This window comes from Actinomadura physcomitrii (genome assembly GCF_008923205.2).
Taxonomy (GTDB): Bacteria; Actinomycetota; Actinomycetes; order Streptosporangiales; family Streptosporangiaceae; genus Spirillospora; species Spirillospora physcomitrii.
Window position 1 is genome coordinate 84,197 of the sequence record NZ_WBMS02000030.1, and the last position, 18,858, is coordinate 103,054.

Here is an 18,858-nt window from a genome sequence, read left to right on the forward strand (position 1 = left end):
CACCGCCGGTCGGCAGTACACCGCCCCAGCACCTCCGTCGCGTCGCCTTTGAGCGCATGTGCCCGCTGTACTCGGGAGATCGTCCCAGAACTCATGCGAACACGGATGAACGGGCCAAAGCAACCCCGTGGACGCTCACGTGACTTCCTCTCGGACGTCCTCTATCTCCGTCGCGGGCGCCCACGCCTGCCAAACGCCCTGGTCGATGCGTTCCAGGCCGAGCGATTCGGCCACCGGGGCGCGGCCGCCGACATATTCGACGCGCAGCCACGTCTCGTGCTCGCCGACGATGACGAACCGCTCGCCGCGCCACCGGCACGTCGTCCGGACGTACCGGAGCTCCTCGACCTCCGACGCCGGGACGATCCGCCGGAACCGGCCCGGCCGCAGCTCCTCGAACCCGTCCGTCGGACCCGGCGTGTAGAGCCGGATCTCGCCGTCGGCGCCCGGCGCGGCCTCGAAGTCGCGGCCGAGCCAGCGCGCCACGTAGCCGTCCCTGATCACTGCGCCGCTCCCGTCCGGCCGTCGCGCCCCTCGGGGCCGGTGGTCGCGTCGGGCCGCAGCCACGCGAGCCGGTCGGGGTCGTACATCGCGATGAACCGCTCCGAGCGATCCATGCCCAGGTAGTACATCTCGGCGCCGTACGGGAGCCGGACGCTGTCGACCTTGTACTCGCGGATGGAGCCCGCGCTGCCGGGGGCGAACCCGCCGCCGACGAACGGCGGCCGCTCGATCACCCAGCCGGCCTCGCCCCAGGAGGCCATCTCCTCGGCGTCGCGTCCGCCGAACGGGATCCGGTACAGCTCGGGGCAGTACGCGGGCCACCGGATGACGTACACGCCTTCGTCTGCGGGCGAGAACGGCGTGCCCTCGTAGAGCAGGCCCAGCGCCTCGTAGAGCTGGACGGGCGTCTGGAGCTCGGCGACGTCGCCCGTCGCGTGGACGAACCCGCCGACCCGGTCGTAGCCCTGCTCCAGGTACCAGCCGACGTGCCCGTGCGGGACGACCTTCTGCATGATCGTCGGCTGGACCACGCGGTCGTCGAGGTCCTCGGCCCGCGCCGGGGCGGCGGCCGCGACGACGTCCTGCACCGTCATGTCCGGGGCGGGTTCGCGGGGCGCCGGGGGCGCGGGCGGGCGCGCCTGGACGAGACCGACCCGCAGGGCCCACTCGCTCAGCGCCCGCACCTGGTCGCCGCGCAGGGACGCGCCGATCCGGGTCCCCGGGTTGAGCAGCAGCGCCCAGTCGTCGCGCGGCCACGCGCCGATCAGCTCACGGAAGTCGGCGTACACGAACCGGGACTCCGGCAGCACCTCCCGCAGCCGGACGAGGGAGGTGAACACCCGGACCGCCGCGCCGTCGCGCAGCGCCGCGTCCCAGCGGAACTCGCGCTGCACCGGCGTCACCTCGAGCGGCGCGTCCGCCGGGATCGGGACGAGGACGTTCGCGTTCAGCAGGACGCGGAGGAACGCGTCGGAGTCCCCGCCGAGCGCCGCCTCGTAGAGCTCCTGGTCGATGCGGTTGCCGGGCTCGAACTCGCTCTCGGGCGCGGCGACGGGCCGCAGCCGCCGCTCCGGCGCCTGCTGCTCGCCGGCCGGTGCCGTCCCGGCGCGCGGCTGCGGGGCGGGGGAGTCGCCCGCCGTCCCCAGGCCGACAATGGCGTGTCCGCCGGTCACGGTGGACGCGTCGGCCGGTGCCGGCGGCTCGGGATGCTGGACGCCTGCCGCGTCCTGCGCGTCCGGGACGTGGCCGGGCAGACGCTGCGCCCTGGTCGCTCCCGGCAGGCTCGGGCCCGCCGGATCGCCGGACGTTCCCGCGGCGGCGGACGGTTGGGCGTGCGGGCCGGTGTCTCCTGCGGAGGGCGCGCCGGGGGCCGGTGCCTGCGGCGGCTCTTCGCCCGCGCCGGGCGGGACCGGGGGCGCCGCCGGTTGACCGGGCACGGGACCGCCGACCTGCGGCTGCGGGCCCGTGGAGGTGAAGCCCGGCTGCTCGTCCGGCGGTGCCGGGACCGTGGAGTGCCCGCCCGAGGTGGTGGACGGCGCGGGCGCGCCGACCGCCGGCTGCGGGCCGGTGTGCCGCGGAACGTCTCCCGGCGCGGCGGCGGGGTCGGAGCCGCCGAAGGGGGGCTGTTCGGCCGGCACGACGGGGTGTTCGCCGGAAGCGGTGGACGGTGCCGCCGGCGCGCTGACCGCGGGCTCCAGGGCGGAGGGCGCCGGTTGTTCGGCCGGCGGCGTCGGGTGCTCGCCGGAGGTGGTGGACGGTGCCGCGGGCGCGTGATCCGGGGCAGCGGGCTGCGCCGGTTCGGGTGGGCCCGTGGCGGCCTCCGCCGAGGGGTCGTGGTCGCCAACGGGGGCGGACGGGGTGTAGGCGGGGCGCTGCGGGCCGGTGGAGTCGTCCGGCACGGGCGGCGCGTCCGTGGACGGGACGGCCGGGGCGACCGGAACGGCCGGGTTCTCCGGCGGAGGGGGCGTCGCGGCGGACGGCGGGGTGGCGGACTTCTCGGGCGCGGTGCGCGGCGGGCCGCTGAGGGCGCGGACCTGCTCGCCCGGCATCGTGGCGTCGATCGGGGTGCCGGGGTTGAGGACGAGCGTCCAGTCGGGGTCGGGCCAGGCCGACACGACGTCCAGCAGGCTCGGCATCACGAAGCGGGACGAGCCGATGGCCTCGTTCATCCACTTCAGGGACGTGAACAGCTGCACGGACGTGCGGCCGTGCACGGTGACGGGCCGCCACGGGAACGCCGGGTCCTCGGGGGCGATGCCCCACGGGGTGTCGGGGTCGGAGGGGACGAGGACCTGAGCGCCGAGGAGCACCTTGAAGAAGGTGTCGGTGTCGCGGCGCCGGGCGGCGTCGAAGAGCCGCTGCTCGATGTCGTTCTGCGGTTCGAAGCGGTCGGTCATCCGGGCGGCGGCGCGCTGGTCGGCCCAGGTGGCGAGGCCGGGGAGCTGGGCGGCCATGACGGTGCCGCCGGCGGGGGAGCCGGAGTTGATGGCGAGCTGCCAGCCGTGGTCGGGCCAGTAGCGCAGCGCGACGGTGAACGGCAGCTTGATGTACTCGGTGCCGGTCCCGGCGGCGTGCGCGGCCTCGATGAGGCGCTCGGGGGAGGTGAAGACGGGCACGACGGTGCCGCCGTCGACCTCGCGGGTCCGCCACGGGAAGCCGGGACGGCCGGGGCGAAGCGTGTAGTCGGTGTCGTCCGGGACGGGCAGCAGGATCTCGGTGTCCGCCATCGTCTGCAGGAACAGGTCGTGGTCGTTGTTCGCCGCGGCGCGCAGGAGTTCGCGCTCGACGTCGTTGGCGGGCCGGAACTCGGGCCGGGACGGTTCGCGCGGCGCTTCGCGGGGCAGCTCGCGGTGCTGGCCCTGCAGCTCCTCCCAGGGCGACTCGTCCTGCGCCGCGGCCGGCGCGGGGGCCGCGGGCTCGGGTGCGGGCGCGGCGGGCTCCGTCACGGGGGCCGGTGGTTCGGGCGCCGGTGCGGCGGGCGCGGACGGCGCGGGCTCAGCGGGCGCGGGCGCGGCGGCGCGGCCGACTTGCGGCGGGCGGCCGTCGCCGTCGGCGACCTGCCGGACGAACCAGGCGGGCATCCGCGCCTCGATCGGCAGCGGGACGCCGCCGGGGTGGCCGGGCGCGTCGACGGCCAGCCACCACCGCGCGTCGGGCCAGGTCTCGGCGAGGTCGCCGAGGCGCAGCGTCATGAAGTGCCGCCAGGACGGGCCGAGGCAGGCGCGCATCGCGGCGGCGGAGGTGTAGGCGAGGACGTGGACGCGGCCGTCCTCCTCGCGGGTCGGCCAGACGGGCCGCGCCCGCCCGGCGAGGACGCCGTCGACGGCGTCGTCCGGGACGGGCACCACGAGTTCGGCGCCCGCGAGGATGCGGAAGTAGCCCTCCTGGTCTCCGGCCCGTACGCTCTCCTCCAGTCGGCGTTCCAGTTCCGACGTGGGTCGCCACGCGTCGGCCACCGCCGCCACCCCCTGTTTCGTCCGTGCTCGTCCCCGACCCGCCGGGTTCCGGTGGGAGGTCCGGCGGGAAGTAGCGCGGCTGCCTACGCTACAGGGGCGAACAGGACCAAAGGCCATAAACGTCTGTGCTCGCGGGCGAGTCCGCAGGTCAGCGCGGTGCCAGCCGTCCCAGCGCGGTGCACAGCCGGTCGATGTGCTCCTCGGTGGTGCCGATCCCGAAGCTCGCGCGGACGGCCGCCCCCTCGCCGCCGCAGCCGGCGGAGTCGTCCCCGCCCAGCAGGTGCCGGACGAGCGGGTGCGCGCAGAACTTGCCGTCCCGCACGCCGATGCCGTGCTCCCCGGACAGCGTAAGCGCCACGTCGCGCGCGTTCCAGCCGGTCACGGTGAAAGACACGATTCCCACGCGCGGCGCCCGGTCGCCCCACAGATTCAGCTCGCGGACGTGGGGGAGCGCGCCGAGTCCGGCGCGGAGCCGGGCGAGGAGCCGTTCCTCGCGGGCGGCGAGCGCGTCCCAGCCGGCGGCGTTGAGCGCCTCGCAGGCCGCGGCGAGCGCGATGACGCCGAGGACGTTCGGGGTGCCGGCCTCGTGCCGCTGCTCGGCGGACGGCGCCCACCGGACGGTCTCGGCGACGGACGCGCTCGCGCCGCCGCCCTTCAGGTAGGGGCCGGCGGCGCGCAGCCAGTCGGCGCGCCCGGCGAGGACGCCGGCGCCGAACGGCGCGTACAGCTTGTGGCCGGAGAACGCGACGTAGTCCAGGCCGAGCGCGGTCATGTCGAGCGGGCGGTGCGGGACGAGCTGCGCCGCGTCCACCGCGATGCGGGCGCCGTGCCGCCGCGCGACCTGCGCCAGCTCGCGGATCGGCCACAGCTCGCCGGTGACGTTGGACGCGGCGGTGACGACGAGCAGCCGCGCGCCGACCGGGGTCGCGGCGAGCGCGCGGTCGGCGGCGTCGATCGCCTCGGCGGGCGTGGCGGGGACGGGCAGCCGCACGGGCCGCTTCCACGGCAGCAGCGACGCGTGGTGCTCGGACTCGAACACCACGACGCTCGTCCCGGACGGGACGGCGTGCGCGAGCAGGTTCATCGCGTCGGTGGTGTTGCGGGTGAACACGACCGCGGCGCGGCGCCACGCGCCGAGGAAGCCGCGGACGGTCTCGCGCGCGCTCTCGTACGCCTCCGTCGTGACCTGCGAGGCGTAGCCGGCGCCGCGGTGCACGCTGCTGTAGTAGGGCAGCGCGCGCGTGACCGCCTCGTGCACCGCCTCCAGGCACGGCGCGCTGGCCGCGTAGTCGAGGTTCGCGTAGGGGACCTGGCGGCCGTCGTCCAGCGGTACGGGCGCGTCCGCGCCGACGACGCGCGGGAAGGCGCGAACTTCCCGCGCGGTGCCGGACGTCTCAGCAGGCGTGAACGGGGAGCGGGACGGTGCGGGGGCGAGCGTGGCGGGCATGCCGGTTCCTTCCGGGGTCAGGGACCCCGGGGGCGTGCCTGCGGGATCCGCGCTTGCCGGAACGCGGTCCCGCGTCCGGCCAGGTCCTCACCCGGGGCACCCCATCGCGGACGAAGGGTTGCCGACCAGCGAGCCGGGGCTTGGCGCTGGCGCTCATGACCTAGTGCGGAAGTATATGCGGAGCCTGTGGCAGATCAAGCGGGAGGGTGCGATGCGGTACGGGGTTGTTCGGGCGCTGGCCGGGGGCGTGGTGATGCTCGGCGCGTCCGGCCTGCTGGGCGCGTGCGGGGCGCTGGGAGGCAACTCCGGCCAGGTCTGCACCGACACGAAGGAGGCGTTCCAGCAGTACGTCACCCAGGTCAGGAGCGTGCCGGCGGCGGAGCCCGCGCAGTGGGGGCAGGCGACGCAGCGGCTCGCGGCCCGCCTCGACGCGCTGGCGAAGAAGGCCGACGACGCGGCGCTGAAGAAGGCGCTGGAGGCGGAGTCGCAGCGGCTGCGCTCCGCCGCCGCGACCGTCGGCACCGGCGACGCGTCGCAGCTCAGCGCCGCGATGAACGACGCGCCGGTCCGCATCGGCAAGGCGTGCGCGCAGTAGCGCGAGGGCGAGACGCGCAAGGGGGCCCGGCGGTTCGCCGCCGGGCCCCCTTCGCGTTCAGCCGGGGCCTCGTGCGTTCGGTCGGGCGCCTAGCGTTCAGTTGAACATCTGGCCGGTGCCGCCGCCGTCGCCGGGATCGCCGCCGCCGTCGTTCCCGCCCCCGTCGTCGCCGCCTCCGCCGTCGTTCCCGCCGCCGTCATTGCCGCCGCCGCCGTCGCCGGTGCCGCCACCGCCGCCGGGCAGCGTCGGGATGATGGTCGGCAGGTCCGTCGGCGGCCTCGGGCCCTCCGGCCCCTCCGTCCCGCCGGAGGGGCGGTGCGACGGGCCGCCGGTGCGCGGCCCCTCCGTGGTCTGCCCGCCGCCGGCCGGCGGGCTGCCCCAGCCGCTGCCGGGCGTCTCCGACGGCGACCCGAACGACTTCGGGTCGTAGCCCTTGATGTCGACGGCGTCGGTCATGTACGAGCGCCAGATCTGGGTGGGCAGTTGCCCGCCGTACGAGCCGTACCCGGGGATGTTCAGCGCCTTGTTGTCCTCGCGGAACATCGCCACGCTCGTCGCCATCTGCGGGACGAACCCGTTGAACCAGATCGCGCGGCCCTCGTCGGTGGTGCCGGTCTTGCCGGCGACGTCGCGGCCGTCCGGCAGTTGCGCGCCGGTGCCGGTGCCGCCCTGGACGACCTGCTGCATCGCGTAGGTCGCGTCCCGTGCCACCTGCGTGCCGAACGCCCGGTCGCCCTTCTCTGCGAACTTGCGGGCCCGCCCCTCGTTGTCGGTCACCGACTTCACCACGTACGGCTGCCGGAACACGCCCTCGTCGGCGAACGTCGCGTACACCCCGGCCTGCTGCACCGGGTGCAGCGACACGATGCCGAGCGGGAACGACGCGGCGGCGCGCTGCGCCGGCGTCATCTGCGACGCCGGGATGCCGAGCTTCTCCGCCATCGCGGCGATCTTGTCGTTGCCGATGTCCTGGCCGAGGTTCACGTAGGCGGTGTTGACCGAGTGCTCGGTCGCGGTGACGAGGTTGATGTTCCCGAAGCTCTCGCCGCTGTCGTTCTTGATCGAGTGGTCGCCGAAGTACTGCGGTGAGCTGCCGTCGTAGGTGTCGGACAGGCTCTTGCCGTCCTCCAGCGCCGCGGCCAGCGCGATCGGCTTGAAGCCCGACCCGGCCTGCGCGGTGTCGTAGAACGCGCTGCTCGCCGCCTCCGTCAGGTAGTTGCGGCCGCCGTAGAAGGCCAGCACCTGCCCGGTGTTCGGGTCGACCGACACCAGCCCGGTCCGGATCTTCTTGCTCGTCCCGGCCGGGACGTTGTTCTCCACGGCCTTCTTCGCCGCGTCCATCAGCCGCCGGTCGAACGTCGTGGTGATCTTCAGGCCGCTGCGGTTGATCTCGTCCTCGGTGTAGCCGCGCCGCTCCTCCAGCTCCTTCTTGGCCAGGTTGACCATGTAGCCCTTCTGGCCCTTCAGGACGTCGGTGATCTTCTCCTTGCCGGGCAGCGGGAACCGCATCGCCGCGGCGTCGGCGGGCGACAGCGCCCCGTCCCGGACCATGTTGTTCACCACCGCGTGCCAGCGCTGCTCGGCGTACACGCGGTGCTGGCCGGTCGGGTCGGCGAAGTTGCTCGGCTGCTGGATCGCGGCGGCCAGGTACGCCGACTCGGCGGGCGTGAGGTCCTTGACGTCCTTGTTGTAGTAGGCGTGCGCGGCGGCCTGCACGCCGTAGGCGTCGCGGCCGAAGTAGATCGTGTTGAGGTACTGCTCGAGGATCCAGTCCTTGGACTTCTCCCGGCCCACCTTCAGGGAGACCATGATCTCCTTGAGCTTGCGGGTGACCGAGCGCTCCTTGCCGATGCCGCCGTAGTAGTTGCGGACCATCTGCTGGGTGATCGTCGAGCCGCCCTGCAGCTGCTCGCCGGTCGCGGTGGACCAGAACGCCCGCGCGGTGCCCTGCACCGAGACGCCCGGGTCCTGGTAGAAGCTGCGGTTCTCGGCGGCGATGACCGCGTCGCGGGTGCTCTTCGGGATCTGGTCGAACTTCACCGCGTCCCGGTTCATCCCGGTCTTGGCGATCAGGGTCTTGCCGTCGGAGTAGTAGAACGCGGGCCCCTGCGCGAGCGCCTGCTCCTGCGGCGAGGGGACGGGCGTGAAGATGTAGGCGATCGCGAACGCCGCGACGAGGAACCCGAGGATGCCGAGCAGCGTGAACAGGATGCGCCGCAGGTAGCGGACGCGGCGGCTGCGCGGCTTCTTCGGCCCCTTGCCGCCGCCCCGGCCGCCGGGGCCGCCGCCGGAACCGCCTGGGCCGCCGCCGGGGCCGCGCCCCGGCGGGCCTCCTTGCCTCGACGACGCAGCCGGCATGGTCTTGGTATCTCCGGCCGGGGAGCCGCTCACACCAGCGGTTCCGGAGCCGTCCGGATCGTCCTTCCCGGGCCGGGGGTTATCGGGGGACGTGCCGTTTTCGGGGGCCGGAGAGCGCGCGCCCGCCGCGGGGGATTGCGCGGTCGCGGCCTCTGCCGGGCGGTCCGCGCGGGCCTTGTCGCCGTTCTGAGATATGTCGGTGTTCGGGGAGGAATTCGGGTCCGGGACGGTTTCTCCGGAGTCGACGGTGAGCGTCGCGGCCCGGGGCGTGGGGGACGGCGCCGTGCGCCCGGCCGTCTCGTCCCCGTCCTGGTCGGGGATGGGGTCGGCGGGCCGGGCGGTGCCGTCGGCGGGCGCCGGACGCTCCGCGCCGCCGCCCGATTCGCCCGCCGGAACGGCCTTCGCACCGTCCTGGCGAAGATCGTGTGCGGTGCCCGGTGCGCCGTCTTCCTGGCCTTTTTCCGTGCTGCTCACAAGCCCCCCGTGATTATTGCGTTACCGACGATACCTGAGGGGATCCATGCGATGGGCCGCCCAATGCACATCCTTGGCTTCCCGATAAGAGGACGACCAAAGGCCCCTCCGGGTTGTCGTGACGGATCTCGCACGCCCGCCGGGAACCCGCCCTCCCCGGCAACACGAGCGGCGGGCGACCCCTGCCGGGGCCGCCCGCCGCTCGTCTCCGCCCGCGCCGTCACGCGGCGCGGGCGCTCACTTCTGCACCTTGGCGAGAATGTCGACGACGAACACCAGGGTGTCGGTGCCCTTGATCCCGGCCTGGGAGTTGCCGTTCTTGCCGTAGCCCTCGGACGGTGGCAGGACCAACAGCACGCGGCTGCCGACCTTCGCGCCGGTCAGGCCCTTGTCGAAGCCCGGGACGGTCGCGCCCGTGCCGATCGGGAACAGCGCCGGCTGGCCGTTCTTCCAGCTGGAGTCGAAGACCTTGCCGCCCTTCCAGATCTGCCCCTGGTAGTTGACGACCGCGTCGTCGCCCTTGGCGAGCGCCGGGCCGGTGCCCTGGACGAGCGTCTTGGACTGCAGCTTGTCCGGCGCGTCCACCTTCGGGACGGTCACCTTCGGCGCCTTGCCGGCGCCCTGGTCCTCGACCTTAGGCAGGTTCTTGTCGTCCAGCTTCTGCGGGGTGCCCTGCGGCCCGGCGTTCTTCTTCACGACCGCCTGGACGTCCACGACGAACACCACGGAGTCGTTCTTGCCGAGGCCGAGCTGCGAGCCCTGGTCGCCGAAGCCCATCGACGGCGGGACCTCCACGAGCACCCGGCTGCCGGCCGTCTTGCCGAGCAGGCCCTTGTCGAGGCCCTTGACGCCGCTCTTGCCGACGGTGAGCGCCTGCGGGCCGCCCGACGACCCCTGCGCCTGCTGCTCGTAGGACGAGCCGATCTTCTTGCTGGTGCTCTTCTTCTTGGAGTCGTCGGCGTCGGTCTGCTTCGCCCACTGGTAGAAGGAGTACTGCACGAACATCGTGTCGCCGTCGGCGATCGCCGGCCCGGTGCCCTTGATCAGCGTCCGGGTCTTCAGCGACTTGTTCGGCGCGAGCTTGGTCGGGATCTTCACCTTCGACTCGGTTCCGAACTTGCCGGACACCTCGATCTTCGGCCCGGGCCGCGTCACGAGGTAGGCGACGCCGCCCGCGATGACGAGCACGGCCACCACGATGCCGGCGATCGTCGCGATCCGCCGCTTGCGGGCCTGGGCCGCGGTCAGCGCGGACGGCCGGTTCAGCCCGCTGCCGCGCCCGGCGCTGATCCCGTGCGGGGTGAACTCCGGGCTGCGGATGTTCTTGGCGTTAGGGATCTTCGCCTTGACCGCCGGCTTGTCATCCTCGGCCATGGTTCCTCACTCGCTCCGGGGTCGACGACATCACGAAAGTGACCACCCTTCCAGCACCGGGCTAAGAACAGCGTGAAAACGGCGCAAAGGAGGTCGACCTGCAATCTACCGGTCACTCGTCGTGCAAGGGCGATCCTGCCGGGGGGCCCGCCCCTGGGGACGGTCTCCGCAGGACACCGGGACCCGTCAGGATACTGCCGCCGGTCCCCGGGCGAGCAAACGCCGCTTCTGCCCGTCCGGCAGGTCGGTCTGCTCCAGCACCGTGAAGCCCCCGTCCAGCAGCGACGCGGGCTCGCACTCGCCGAGGCACCACTCGGCCGGCAGGGCGTCGCGGACCCGCTGCGCCTCCGTCGTGAACGCCTCCCAGGCCAGCAGCCCGCCCGGGACGACCGCCCCCGCGGCCCGCAGGAACACGGCACGGTCCCAGAAGCCCGTGCACAGGACGATCGCGTACGCGGCCGTTCCGGGCCGGAACGCGCCGAGATCTTCCTGGACGAAGGTGATCAGGCCGTCGAGGCCGCGGCGGCGCGCCTCCGCGGCGAGCCGGTCGAGCGCGACCTCGGAGACGTCCACGGCCGTGACGTGCCGTCCCGCCTCGGCGGCCAGCAGCGCCGATCCGGCCGTCCCGCAGGCCAGGTCGAGGACGGGCCCGTCCGGCGGCGCCTCGGCCAGCGCGTGCACGGCCAGCGGGTGCGGCTCGAACGACGGCTCGGGCGCGCTCTCGTACTTGGCGTTCCACCGGAGCCGGTCGGGATGCCCGGCGAGCCCCTCCGGCACCCCGCCCCCACGCATTCCCATACGCACGACCCTATGCGCGCCCCCACCCCTGACCTCACGTTGAGTTGTGGGGGGGGGGGGGGGGGGGTGGGGGGCGGGGGGGACGACCCCCCACACCCCCCCCGCGCGGGGCGGGGTGGGTGGGGTGGTGTGGTGGTTCCCGCCCCCCCCCCCACCCCCCCCCCCCCCCCCACAACTCGACGAGGGTCAGCGGCGTTCGGCGATCAGGAGCATGAACAGGGCCGTCGGGAAGCCCTCGCGCCACCAGGGGTCGTCGCGCAGCTGCTCCGGCGTCGGGTGCGGCTCGCGGAGGTCGGCGATGACGAATCCGTTGTCCCGGAGCGTTCCAGAGTAGAACTCCAGCGGCCGGAGCCACGATGTGATCATCGACGGCGACTCCAGGCCGTCCACCAGGAACCGCTGGTCCACGCCGCGCGAGGCGAAGTACTGCGCCGCGGGCACGCTCTGCGCGGCGCCGCGCTCGGAGTTCTCGACGTAGAAGCACGGGTGCAGGGTCAGCGAGATCAGCCGCCCGCCGCTCTTCAGCACCCGGCCGAACTCCCCGATCGCCCGCGACGGGTCCTGCAGGTGGCTGAACAGGTGGTTGCAGACGACCAGGTCGAACCCGGCGTCCTCCACGGGCAGCGCGTCGACGCTCGCCCGGGTGAACGACAGCGAGCCCGCCGCGCCCCCCGCCGCGACCGCCGTGCCGGCCGCCTCCCGGGCCGCGTCGATCAGCCCCTGGCAGGCGTCCACGCCGACGACGTCGGCGCCCCCGGCGGCCAGCGTCCGCGCGATGTACCCCTCGCCGCAGCCGGCGTCCAGCACCCGCAGCCCCGCGCACGGCCCGATCGCGTCCAGCATGGCGGCGTCGGTGAGCTCGGTGCGGTACCGGTCGCGGCCCTCCCTGATCACCTTCACCCAGTAGTCCGCGTTGGCCTCCCACCGCTCCCTGGTGAGATTCGCGATGGCTTCCGCCGTCTCTTCCACCGGCTCCCCATTCCCCGGCCCGCTCGCGGGCCTTTCACCTCAACGATCTGCGATGCGCGGCCCATGCGCCGCGCGGTACCCCCGAGAACGCAGCACCCGCTATGGCAGCCCCTTCAGCCGCCGCACCAGGGTGTTGCACGTCTCTCTGATCCTCCGGTCCTCGCAGTCGGCGCCGCGCAGTTCCAGCGCGTGCGTCAGCTCGGCGAGCCGCCCGCCGAAAGCCGGGTCGCGTTTCAGCGCCAGCGGAATGTACGTCGACGCCAGGTAGTACACGTAGGCGTCGTTGTAGTCGGCGATCTCCCGCAGCACCTCGTTCGCCGTGTTCCGCAGCGAGAGGGAACTCGGCAGGGTGAAGTCGGAACTGATCCGGCCGTCCCGCATGTAGGTCGGGAACGACCATTCCTCGAGCGCCGCGTACACCGGCGTCGCGTCCAGTTCCCTGCGGTACCGCTCGGCCAGCTCGAAGTCGCCCGAACCGATCAGGGAGCCCATCACCACGCCGCGCATCATGAACGCCGTCTGCCGGCCCGGCACCTCGAAGCCGAGGTCGGCCTCCAGCGCGCCGGTCACCTTGCTGACCTGGTGGGTGAGGATGTTCAGGGCCAGGATGGAATGGAAGGAGTAGGTCTTTCGGTTCAGCCTCGGCGCGAGCTCGACCGACGACTCGAAGAGCCTGGCGGGATCGGTGAGCAGGCCCTGCCCGCGCTCGGTGGAGTACAGCGCCGTCAGCGCCGTGTCGGGCTCGCGGCCCCAGAACCGGGCGATGAACGACGACGTCCGCTGGTTCGCTTCGCCCCGGACGATCCGCAGCCCCGCCTCCAGCGCGTTCAGCAGCAGCGGCTGCGGCACCGCGGACCCTTCGAGCGCGTCCAGGTCGACGGCGAGGCCCTCCGCGCCGAGGTCGGTGACGAGCCCGTCGAGGCGTTTGCGGACCGCGTGCGCCCTGGAGTACTCCGCTATTCCGGGAATGGACGCCATCAGGCTCTGCAGGGACCGCCCGCTGACCCGGTCGAGCCATTCCGCGTTGTCCCAGAGTCGGAAGACGGTGCTCTCGTCGAGGCCCGAGAACGCGGCCACGTCGGACATGTTCAAGCCCATGTCCCTGGTGATCTCCGAGAGGGACTTCGGCTCGCCGTCCGCTGTCATCACTCGCCCCAGAACCGCCGGTCGCCGACGGTCCGATCGTAGCGAAACGCGCGGCGGCGGGACCGGTTCGCGGGGATATGCGGCCGCGTTGTGACCGAGGGTGGTGAGCATCGCGGAATCAGCCCGGCTTGCGCCCGATGCAGCCGACGAGCGGCAGCGGGCCGGCCGCGCCCGCGGCGTCCGCGAGGGGGAGCGCCGCCGGGTACGGGCCCACCGGCTCCAGCGGCGCGCAGATCTCCGCGATCTCCCCGCGGCCGCGCGGCGTGAACGCCAGCCCGGCGCGGCGGGCCGTCGCCGCCAGCGCCGCCAGCTCCGCCGTCCGCTCGGTGTGCGTGATGACCATGTGGCTGCCGGCGGGCAGGCCGTCCAGCAGCGTCCGGACGATCCCGCGCGGGTCGTCGGCGTCCGCCACGAAGTCCAGCACGCCGAGCAGCAGCAGCGCGACCGGCCGGCCGAAGTCGATCAGCCGGCGCAGCCCCGGATGGCCGAGCAGCGCCGCCGGGACGCGGACGTCCCCGCCGAACGCGCCCGTGCCCGCGCCGCCCGCCAGCAGCGCCCGCGCGTGCACGAGGACGAGCGGGTCGTTGTCGACGTAGGCGATCCGGCAGGACGGCTCGACGCGGCGGACGATGTCGCCGACGTTGCGCCGCGCCGGCAGCCCGCACCCGACGTCCACGAACTGCCGCAGCCCGGACTCGGCGAGAACGGTCGCGGCGCGCTCCAGGAAGCCCCTGTTCACCTGGGCGAGCCGCGCGACGACCGGTGCCCGGTCCAGCGCCTTGTCCGCCATGGCGCGGTCGGCGGCGTAGTTGTCCTTGCCGCCGAGGAAGTAGTCGTACATCCGCGCGACGCTGGGGAAGCGCGGGAAGGCGGACGCGGCGCCGTCCGGCCCGTCGCCGGGGGCCTCCGCCCACCGGCTCGGGCCCGGCACCGGTCCCGGGATCACGGCCGCCTCCACCGCTCCCCTACGGGCACGCCGAACCAGGACGTCGTCGTCCCGTTGCGGTTGCGGTGGACGCCCAGGTCGGCGGCCAGCGCCTGCATCAGCACCCGTCCCCGCCCGCCGCCGGGCGAGTGCTCGTCCGGCGGCCGGGGCGGGCCGGGCGGGGCGCCCCCGTCGGTGATCTCCACCCGGACGAACCGGTCCAGGTGCACCACGGCCACGGTCACGGTGCCGTCCCGGCGCGGCCGCGACCGCAGCACCGACTCCGTCATCGCCTCGCTGGTCAGCAGCTCGAGGTCGGCCAGCTCGGAGCGGCTCGCGCCGAAGCACTGGCCGACGAGCTCGCGGACGTAGCCGCGGGCGAGCCGGACGGCGGCGGGCGTCGCGGCGAGGTCGATCTCGCCGAGCAGCCGGCCGGCGGCCGTGCCGTTGCGGGCGGCGGTGCTCCCGAGCTCCAGCGAGGGCGCGGGGGAGGCGGCCGGGAGGAGCGCGGGCGTCCCCGCGTCGGTTGCGTTCATGGCGGCGGCGGCTTCACGTCTCCGTGTCGGGCTGTAAGCGAACATGTGCTCTCGGCCTGGTGGGAGTCGGTCGTGGACGTGGAACGCGCGAGATGCCGCGGCCGTCGAGCACCGTGGCACGCCTCACACGACTGACACTCTTACGCAGGGAGCGGTGGGCAGTCACCGTCGCTTGCGCGCGTGCAAGGGCCCTGCGCCACGCTGCGGGCCGTCACCGTCCGTCCAAGATCCGCCACGTCACGGCGGGTGCGGACGCGCTGTCAGGCCGCCGCCGGACAGCGGGTCGGCGGCGGGACGGGCGGCCCGGCCCGTCCCGCCGCGGTCCGCTAGCGGGAGGCGGCGCCCGCCCGGGCGAGCAGCTCGGCGACCGCTTCGGCGGCGGCCGGATGGCGCTCCAGGAGGCCGCGCGCCTCGCCGCCGCCGTCCCCGCCGGCGGGCTCGTCCCATTCCACCGGGTGGCCGAGCAGCGCCGCCACGGCGTCGCAGGCCATCGGGTGCGCGGCGAGCAGGTCCGCGACCGGGCCGGACGCGGCCGGCGCGGCGGATGCCGCCGGCGCCGCCCGCGACTCCCACGGCGGCGTCCACGCGTCCAGCGCCGGAAGCGACGCCGGGAACGTCCGCGCCGCCTCCCGCACCAGCGTCGGCACCAGCTCCCGCGCGTGCTCGCGCAGCGTCGCGACCAGGTTCGGCAGCCACGGCAGCAGCACCGCGTCCGGCAGCCGCCCGAACGCCTTCGACATCGCCTCCACGACCAGCGGCGCCAGCGCCGGCGCCGGGTCCAGCGCCTGCACGAACCCGCTCATGTACAGCGGGAACGACGGCACCACCAGCGGATTGGCGAGCAGCTCGTCGCAGCGGGCGCGCAGCTCGTCCCGCGTCATCAGGCCGAGCTGCGCCTTCGCCGCCCACAGCAGCGCCACCTTCGCGGGCGCCTCCGGATGCGACTGCCGGACCGCCAGCTCCAGCTGCGCGTGGTCGCAACCGAGCGACAGCGCCAGGCTCTCCATCCCGAACAGGAACCCCAGCATCGCCGCGACCTGCCGGACGCCGCCCGCCTCGTCCGCGAACGCCGTCGGCAGCAGCGTGCAGTAGTGCGCGTACCCCTCCACGACGAACGCCTGGCACCAGCGCGGCAGCGCCGGCTCGGCGGCGCGGTAGTGCGCGAGCAGCCGCCGGATCCGCCGCACCACCTCGGGCGCCTCGTCCACGGTCCGCTCCGCGGCCAGCAGCTCCACCGCGCGGGCGCCCAGCTCGCCCGCGAACCGGCCGCCGCCGAGGTACAGGACCGCGTCCTCGACCGCCTCCAGCGCCGTCACGACCGTCGCGTCCGGCCCCCACGCGGCGCGCCGCAGCCGCTGCTCGAGCACCTGCTCGACGCTGACGCCCTCGTAGCCGAGCTCGACCAGCGCCCGCTGGTGCCGGCCGATCGCGAGGTCCCAGCTCTCCTGGATCGGCCGGTCGCCCAGCTCCCGCGACCCCATGATCGGGCGGACGGCGCCGTCCGGCAGCAGCCGGCGCAGGATCCACAGCAGCTCCGAGCACGGCAGCAGGTCCGGTTCGGCGTGCAGGTCGAGCAGCGCCCGCTGCACGGTCCGCTTCTGCAGGTCCAGGCCGAGCGGCTGGAGCCGGTCGTGGACGTCGCGGGCCAGCGGCGGCAGCGCGTCGTAGCCGACCGCGCCGATCCGGTCGCCGCCGAGCAGGATCTCGCAGAGCCGCGCGACGTCCCGGCGGCCCGGCACCCGGTCCTTCTCGATGCAGGTGACGGCGGCGTCCTGGAAGTCGTACGGGGTCGGGCACGCCCGCCCGCGCATCCCCGCCAGCAGCACCGACGTCTCGAATACCGCGATCGCGTCGGCGGTGCCGGCCAGGTATCCGTTGCGGCGTGCCAGCCGGACGATGTCGACGCACCAGCCGAGCAGCTCCGCCTCGTCCAGGCCGTCGAGTGCGGGCGGCCCGGACAGGAACCCCGTCAGCCGGTCGGCGGGCGGCCCGTCCTGCACCGCCCCGCCCTTGACCTGCGGGGTCTTCCTGCCGCGCGGCGCCTTGCCCGCCTGCCCGCTGAGCCGGAACGGCTTCACGCCGCTGCGCTTGACCGCCTTCTCCCAGGTCGCCGCGGCGATCGACACCGACCCGGGCGCGAGCCCGAACTGCGCCTCGATGGCCGAATGGCTGGACGGGATCAGCCCGTACCGCCAGCTCGTCGCCGTCCGCGGCGTGATCTCGAACGGCTCGGCGTCGGCGGCGAGGCCGAACTGCTCGACGCGGCTCGCCGCGTGGAACGCCCCGCACACGTACAGGCAGTCCGCCGGGTCGGCGCCGGTCGCGGCGAGGTGCTCGCGCATCCGCGTCCACATGTACCGCTCGCGGTCCTCGTCGCGGTCGCGGCGCTCGGCGTCCGGCGGGCGCAGCCGCCGGAACAGGCTGCCGATCAGCACCATGACCTGCCGGTACGTGGCGTAGTCGGCGCCCGCGAGCGGCTGCTCGACGTACTGGTCCCACCATTCGGACCAGTGCCGCACCTTCCCGTGCCGCAGCAGGTGCTCCTCGAGTTCGGCGAAGCCGGGCCGCAGTCCGCCGATCTCGATGCCGACCGCGTCGCCGTGCAGCGCCTCCTTCGGCTCCCCGCCCTCCCCGGAGCCGGACCCGGACGCGGGCTCGGACGCGGGCGCGGCCGCGTCGCCGTCGCGCGGTGCCCACTGGAACACGTGGTCGGTGGACCGGTCGACCGGCACGATCTCCACGCCCGGCGTGTCCAGCGCGTACGCGATCGCCTGGTACTCCGCCGACGCCTCGGTGATCGGCGCGACGACGCTCAGCGGCGCCCACGCGGCCGGGAACCCCTCGACCCGGCTCGCGAACGCCTGCAGCGCGACCGGCAGCCGGCAGTTGCGCAGCTCCGCCAGCAGCGGCGCGAGGTCCTCGCACAGCTCCAGGTAGACCACCGACGGCCGCTTCTCGCGCAGCCGCCGCGCCATCGCCAGCGCCGACGCGGGCGAGTGGTGGCACACCGGGAAGATCTCCGGCTCCTCGGCGAGCGCCCGGTCCACGTCGTCGACGATCCCGGTGAGGATCCCCGCCACCGCGTCCCCGCCGAACGCGCGGGCCGCATCGGTCAGCTGCTCCCGCAGCGGCTCGAAGACGGTCACGACAGGGTCGAGATCGCCTGGCGGCCGCCGTCGAGGAAGCCGCGCCACGGGCCGTCGCCGTCGTCGTCCCGGCTGCGCGGCTCCACCACCCCGTGCCAGAACTTGTTCAGGATCGCCAGGTCCTCCGGGCTGCGGCGGGCCAGCGACCCGACGAGCGAGCTCCCGAGCGTCTGCGAGCTCAGCGTCCGGTCGCCGAAGAACTGGCTGTGCAGGATCGCGTCCTCCAGCACCCCGATCTGCTCCGCCGTCGACAGCGCCGACTCCAGCCGCTCGTCGTCGCTGGTCGCGGACGCCGCCGCGGCGCGCAGGTCGGCGAAGCTCTGCAGCAGCACGTCCAGCAGCGACGGCGGCACCTCTAGCTCGATCGCGTGCCGGCGCAGCAGCTCAGCGGTGCGGAACCGGACGATCTCCGCCTCGCTCCGCTTGTTCGTCACCACCGGGATCCGGACGAAGTTGAACCGCCGCTTCAGCGCCGACGACAGGTCGTTGACGCCCCGGTCGCGGCTGTTGGCCGTCGCGATGATCGAGAACCCGGGTTTGGCGAACACGGTGTTGTCTTCGTCCAGCTCGGGGATCGAGACGTACTTCTCCGACAGGATCGAGATCAGCGCGTCCTGCACGTCGCTGGTCGAGCGGGTCAGCTCCTCGAACCGGCCGATCATCCCGGCCTCCATCGCCGTCATGATCGGCGACGGGATCATCGACTCCCGCGACTGCCCCTTGGCGATCACCATGGAGACGTTCCAGGAGTACTTGATGTGGTCCTCGGTGGTGCCCGCGGTGCCCTGCACCACCAGCGTCGAGTTCCGGCAGATCGCCGCGGCCAGCAGCTCGGCGAGCCAGCTCTTGCCGGTGCCGGGGTCGCCGATCAGCAGCAGGCCGCGGTCGGACGCCAGCGTCACGATGCTCCGCTCGACGAAGCTCCGGTCGCCGAACCACTTCTGCGGGATCTCCCGGTCCAGGCCGTCGGCGCGCTCGGAGCCGAGCACGAACAGCCGCACCATCCGCGGGCTCAGCCGCCACGAGAACGGCTTCGGCCCGTCGTCGATCGACTCGAGGTAGTCCAGCTCCTCGGCGTACTTCACCTCGGCCGGGGCGCGCAGCATGTCGTCGGTCATCGCTCTCCTCATC

At 74.1% G+C, this 18,858-nt stretch carries 13 protein-coding genes and 1 riboswitch; of the genes, 1 reads left to right on the plus strand and 12 read right to left on the minus strand.

What is annotated here, in order from left to right; translation table 11 throughout:
* Window positions 1-135 precede the first annotated feature (135 nt).
* From F8568_RS31330 to F8568_RS31340, 3 genes are all read right to left on the minus strand, one after another.
* Window positions 136-504, minus strand: a complete 369-nt coding sequence (locus F8568_RS31330) for a hypothetical protein (RefSeq protein ID WP_151597287.1) — start codon at window positions 502-504, stop codon at window positions 136-138.
* The gene (locus F8568_RS31335) at window positions 501-3,959 is read right to left on the minus strand and encodes an SseB family protein (protein ID WP_151597288.1); all 3,459 of its coding nucleotides are present in this window, start codon (window positions 3,957-3,959) and stop codon (window positions 501-503) included. The genes F8568_RS31330 and F8568_RS31335 overlap by 4 nt, the downstream gene beginning before the upstream one ends.
* A gap of 148 nt (window positions 3,960-4,107) precedes the next feature.
* A complete protein-coding gene (locus F8568_RS31340) occupies window positions 4,108-5,406 on the minus strand; it encodes an aminotransferase class V-fold PLP-dependent enzyme (RefSeq protein WP_151597289.1) in 1,299 nt (432 codons plus the stop codon).
* Between the two features lie 44 nt (window positions 5,407-5,450).
* Window positions 5,451-5,567: riboswitch (SAM riboswitch) on the minus strand.
* Between the two features lie 50 nt (window positions 5,568-5,617).
* Between F8568_RS31340 and F8568_RS31345 the strand changes: the two genes are divergently transcribed.
* A complete protein-coding gene (locus F8568_RS31345) occupies window positions 5,618-6,001 on the plus strand; it encodes a hypothetical protein (protein WP_151597290.1) in 384 nt (127 codons plus the stop codon).
* A gap of 96 nt (window positions 6,002-6,097) precedes the next feature.
* Here F8568_RS31345 and F8568_RS31350 read toward each other — a convergent pair whose 3' ends face one another.
* The 9 genes from F8568_RS31350 to F8568_RS31390 all read right to left on the minus strand — a co-directional run bounded on the left by F8568_RS31350 (window position 6,098) and on the right by F8568_RS31390 (window position 18,845).
* The gene (locus F8568_RS31350; protein WP_202125572.1) at window positions 6,098-8,833 is read right to left on the minus strand and encodes a transglycosylase domain-containing protein; all 2,736 of its coding nucleotides are present in this window, start codon (window positions 8,831-8,833) and stop codon (window positions 6,098-6,100) included.
* 237 nt (window positions 8,834-9,070) lie between these two features.
* Entirely contained in the window at window positions 9,071-10,207 is a 1,137-nt protein-coding gene (locus F8568_RS31355; RefSeq protein ID WP_151597291.1) for an FKBP-type peptidyl-prolyl cis-trans isomerase, read from the minus strand.
* A 186-nt stretch (window positions 10,208-10,393) separates the two neighbouring features.
* The gene (locus F8568_RS48805) at window positions 10,394-11,005 is read right to left on the minus strand and encodes a class I SAM-dependent DNA methyltransferase (protein ID WP_236009585.1); all 612 of its coding nucleotides are present in this window, start codon (window positions 11,003-11,005) and stop codon (window positions 10,394-10,396) included.
* Between the two features lie 186 nt (window positions 11,006-11,191).
* Complete coding sequence (locus F8568_RS31365; RefSeq protein ID WP_151597292.1) at window positions 11,192-11,974, minus strand: class I SAM-dependent methyltransferase; 783 nt, start codon at window positions 11,972-11,974, stop codon at window positions 11,192-11,194.
* Between the two features lie 99 nt (window positions 11,975-12,073).
* Window positions 12,074-13,120: a hypothetical protein gene (locus F8568_RS31370; RefSeq protein WP_151597293.1), complete on the minus strand. Its 1,047-nt coding sequence runs from the start codon at window positions 13,118-13,120 to the stop codon at window positions 12,074-12,076.
* 118 nt (window positions 13,121-13,238) lie between these two features.
* Window positions 13,239-14,066 (minus strand): SAM-dependent methyltransferase, encoded by an 828-nt coding sequence (locus tag F8568_RS31375; RefSeq protein WP_151597294.1) that lies wholly within the window; start codon window positions 14,064-14,066, stop codon window positions 13,239-13,241.
* A complete protein-coding gene (locus tag F8568_RS31380) occupies window positions 14,063-14,581 on the minus strand; it encodes an ATP-binding protein (protein WP_160573816.1) in 519 nt (172 codons plus the stop codon). The genes F8568_RS31375 and F8568_RS31380 overlap by 4 nt, the downstream gene beginning before the upstream one ends.
* 326 nt (window positions 14,582-14,907) lie before the next feature.
* On the minus strand, window positions 14,908-17,727 hold the full coding sequence (locus F8568_RS31385) for a DUF5682 family protein (protein ID WP_151597296.1): 2,820 nt from the start codon (window positions 17,725-17,727) through the stop codon (window positions 14,908-14,910).
* A complete protein-coding gene (locus F8568_RS31390) occupies window positions 17,724-18,845 on the minus strand; it encodes an ATP-binding protein (RefSeq protein ID WP_151597297.1) in 1,122 nt (373 codons plus the stop codon). The genes F8568_RS31385 and F8568_RS31390 overlap by 4 nt, the downstream gene beginning before the upstream one ends.
* Between the last annotated feature and the right edge of the window lie 13 nt (window positions 18,846-18,858).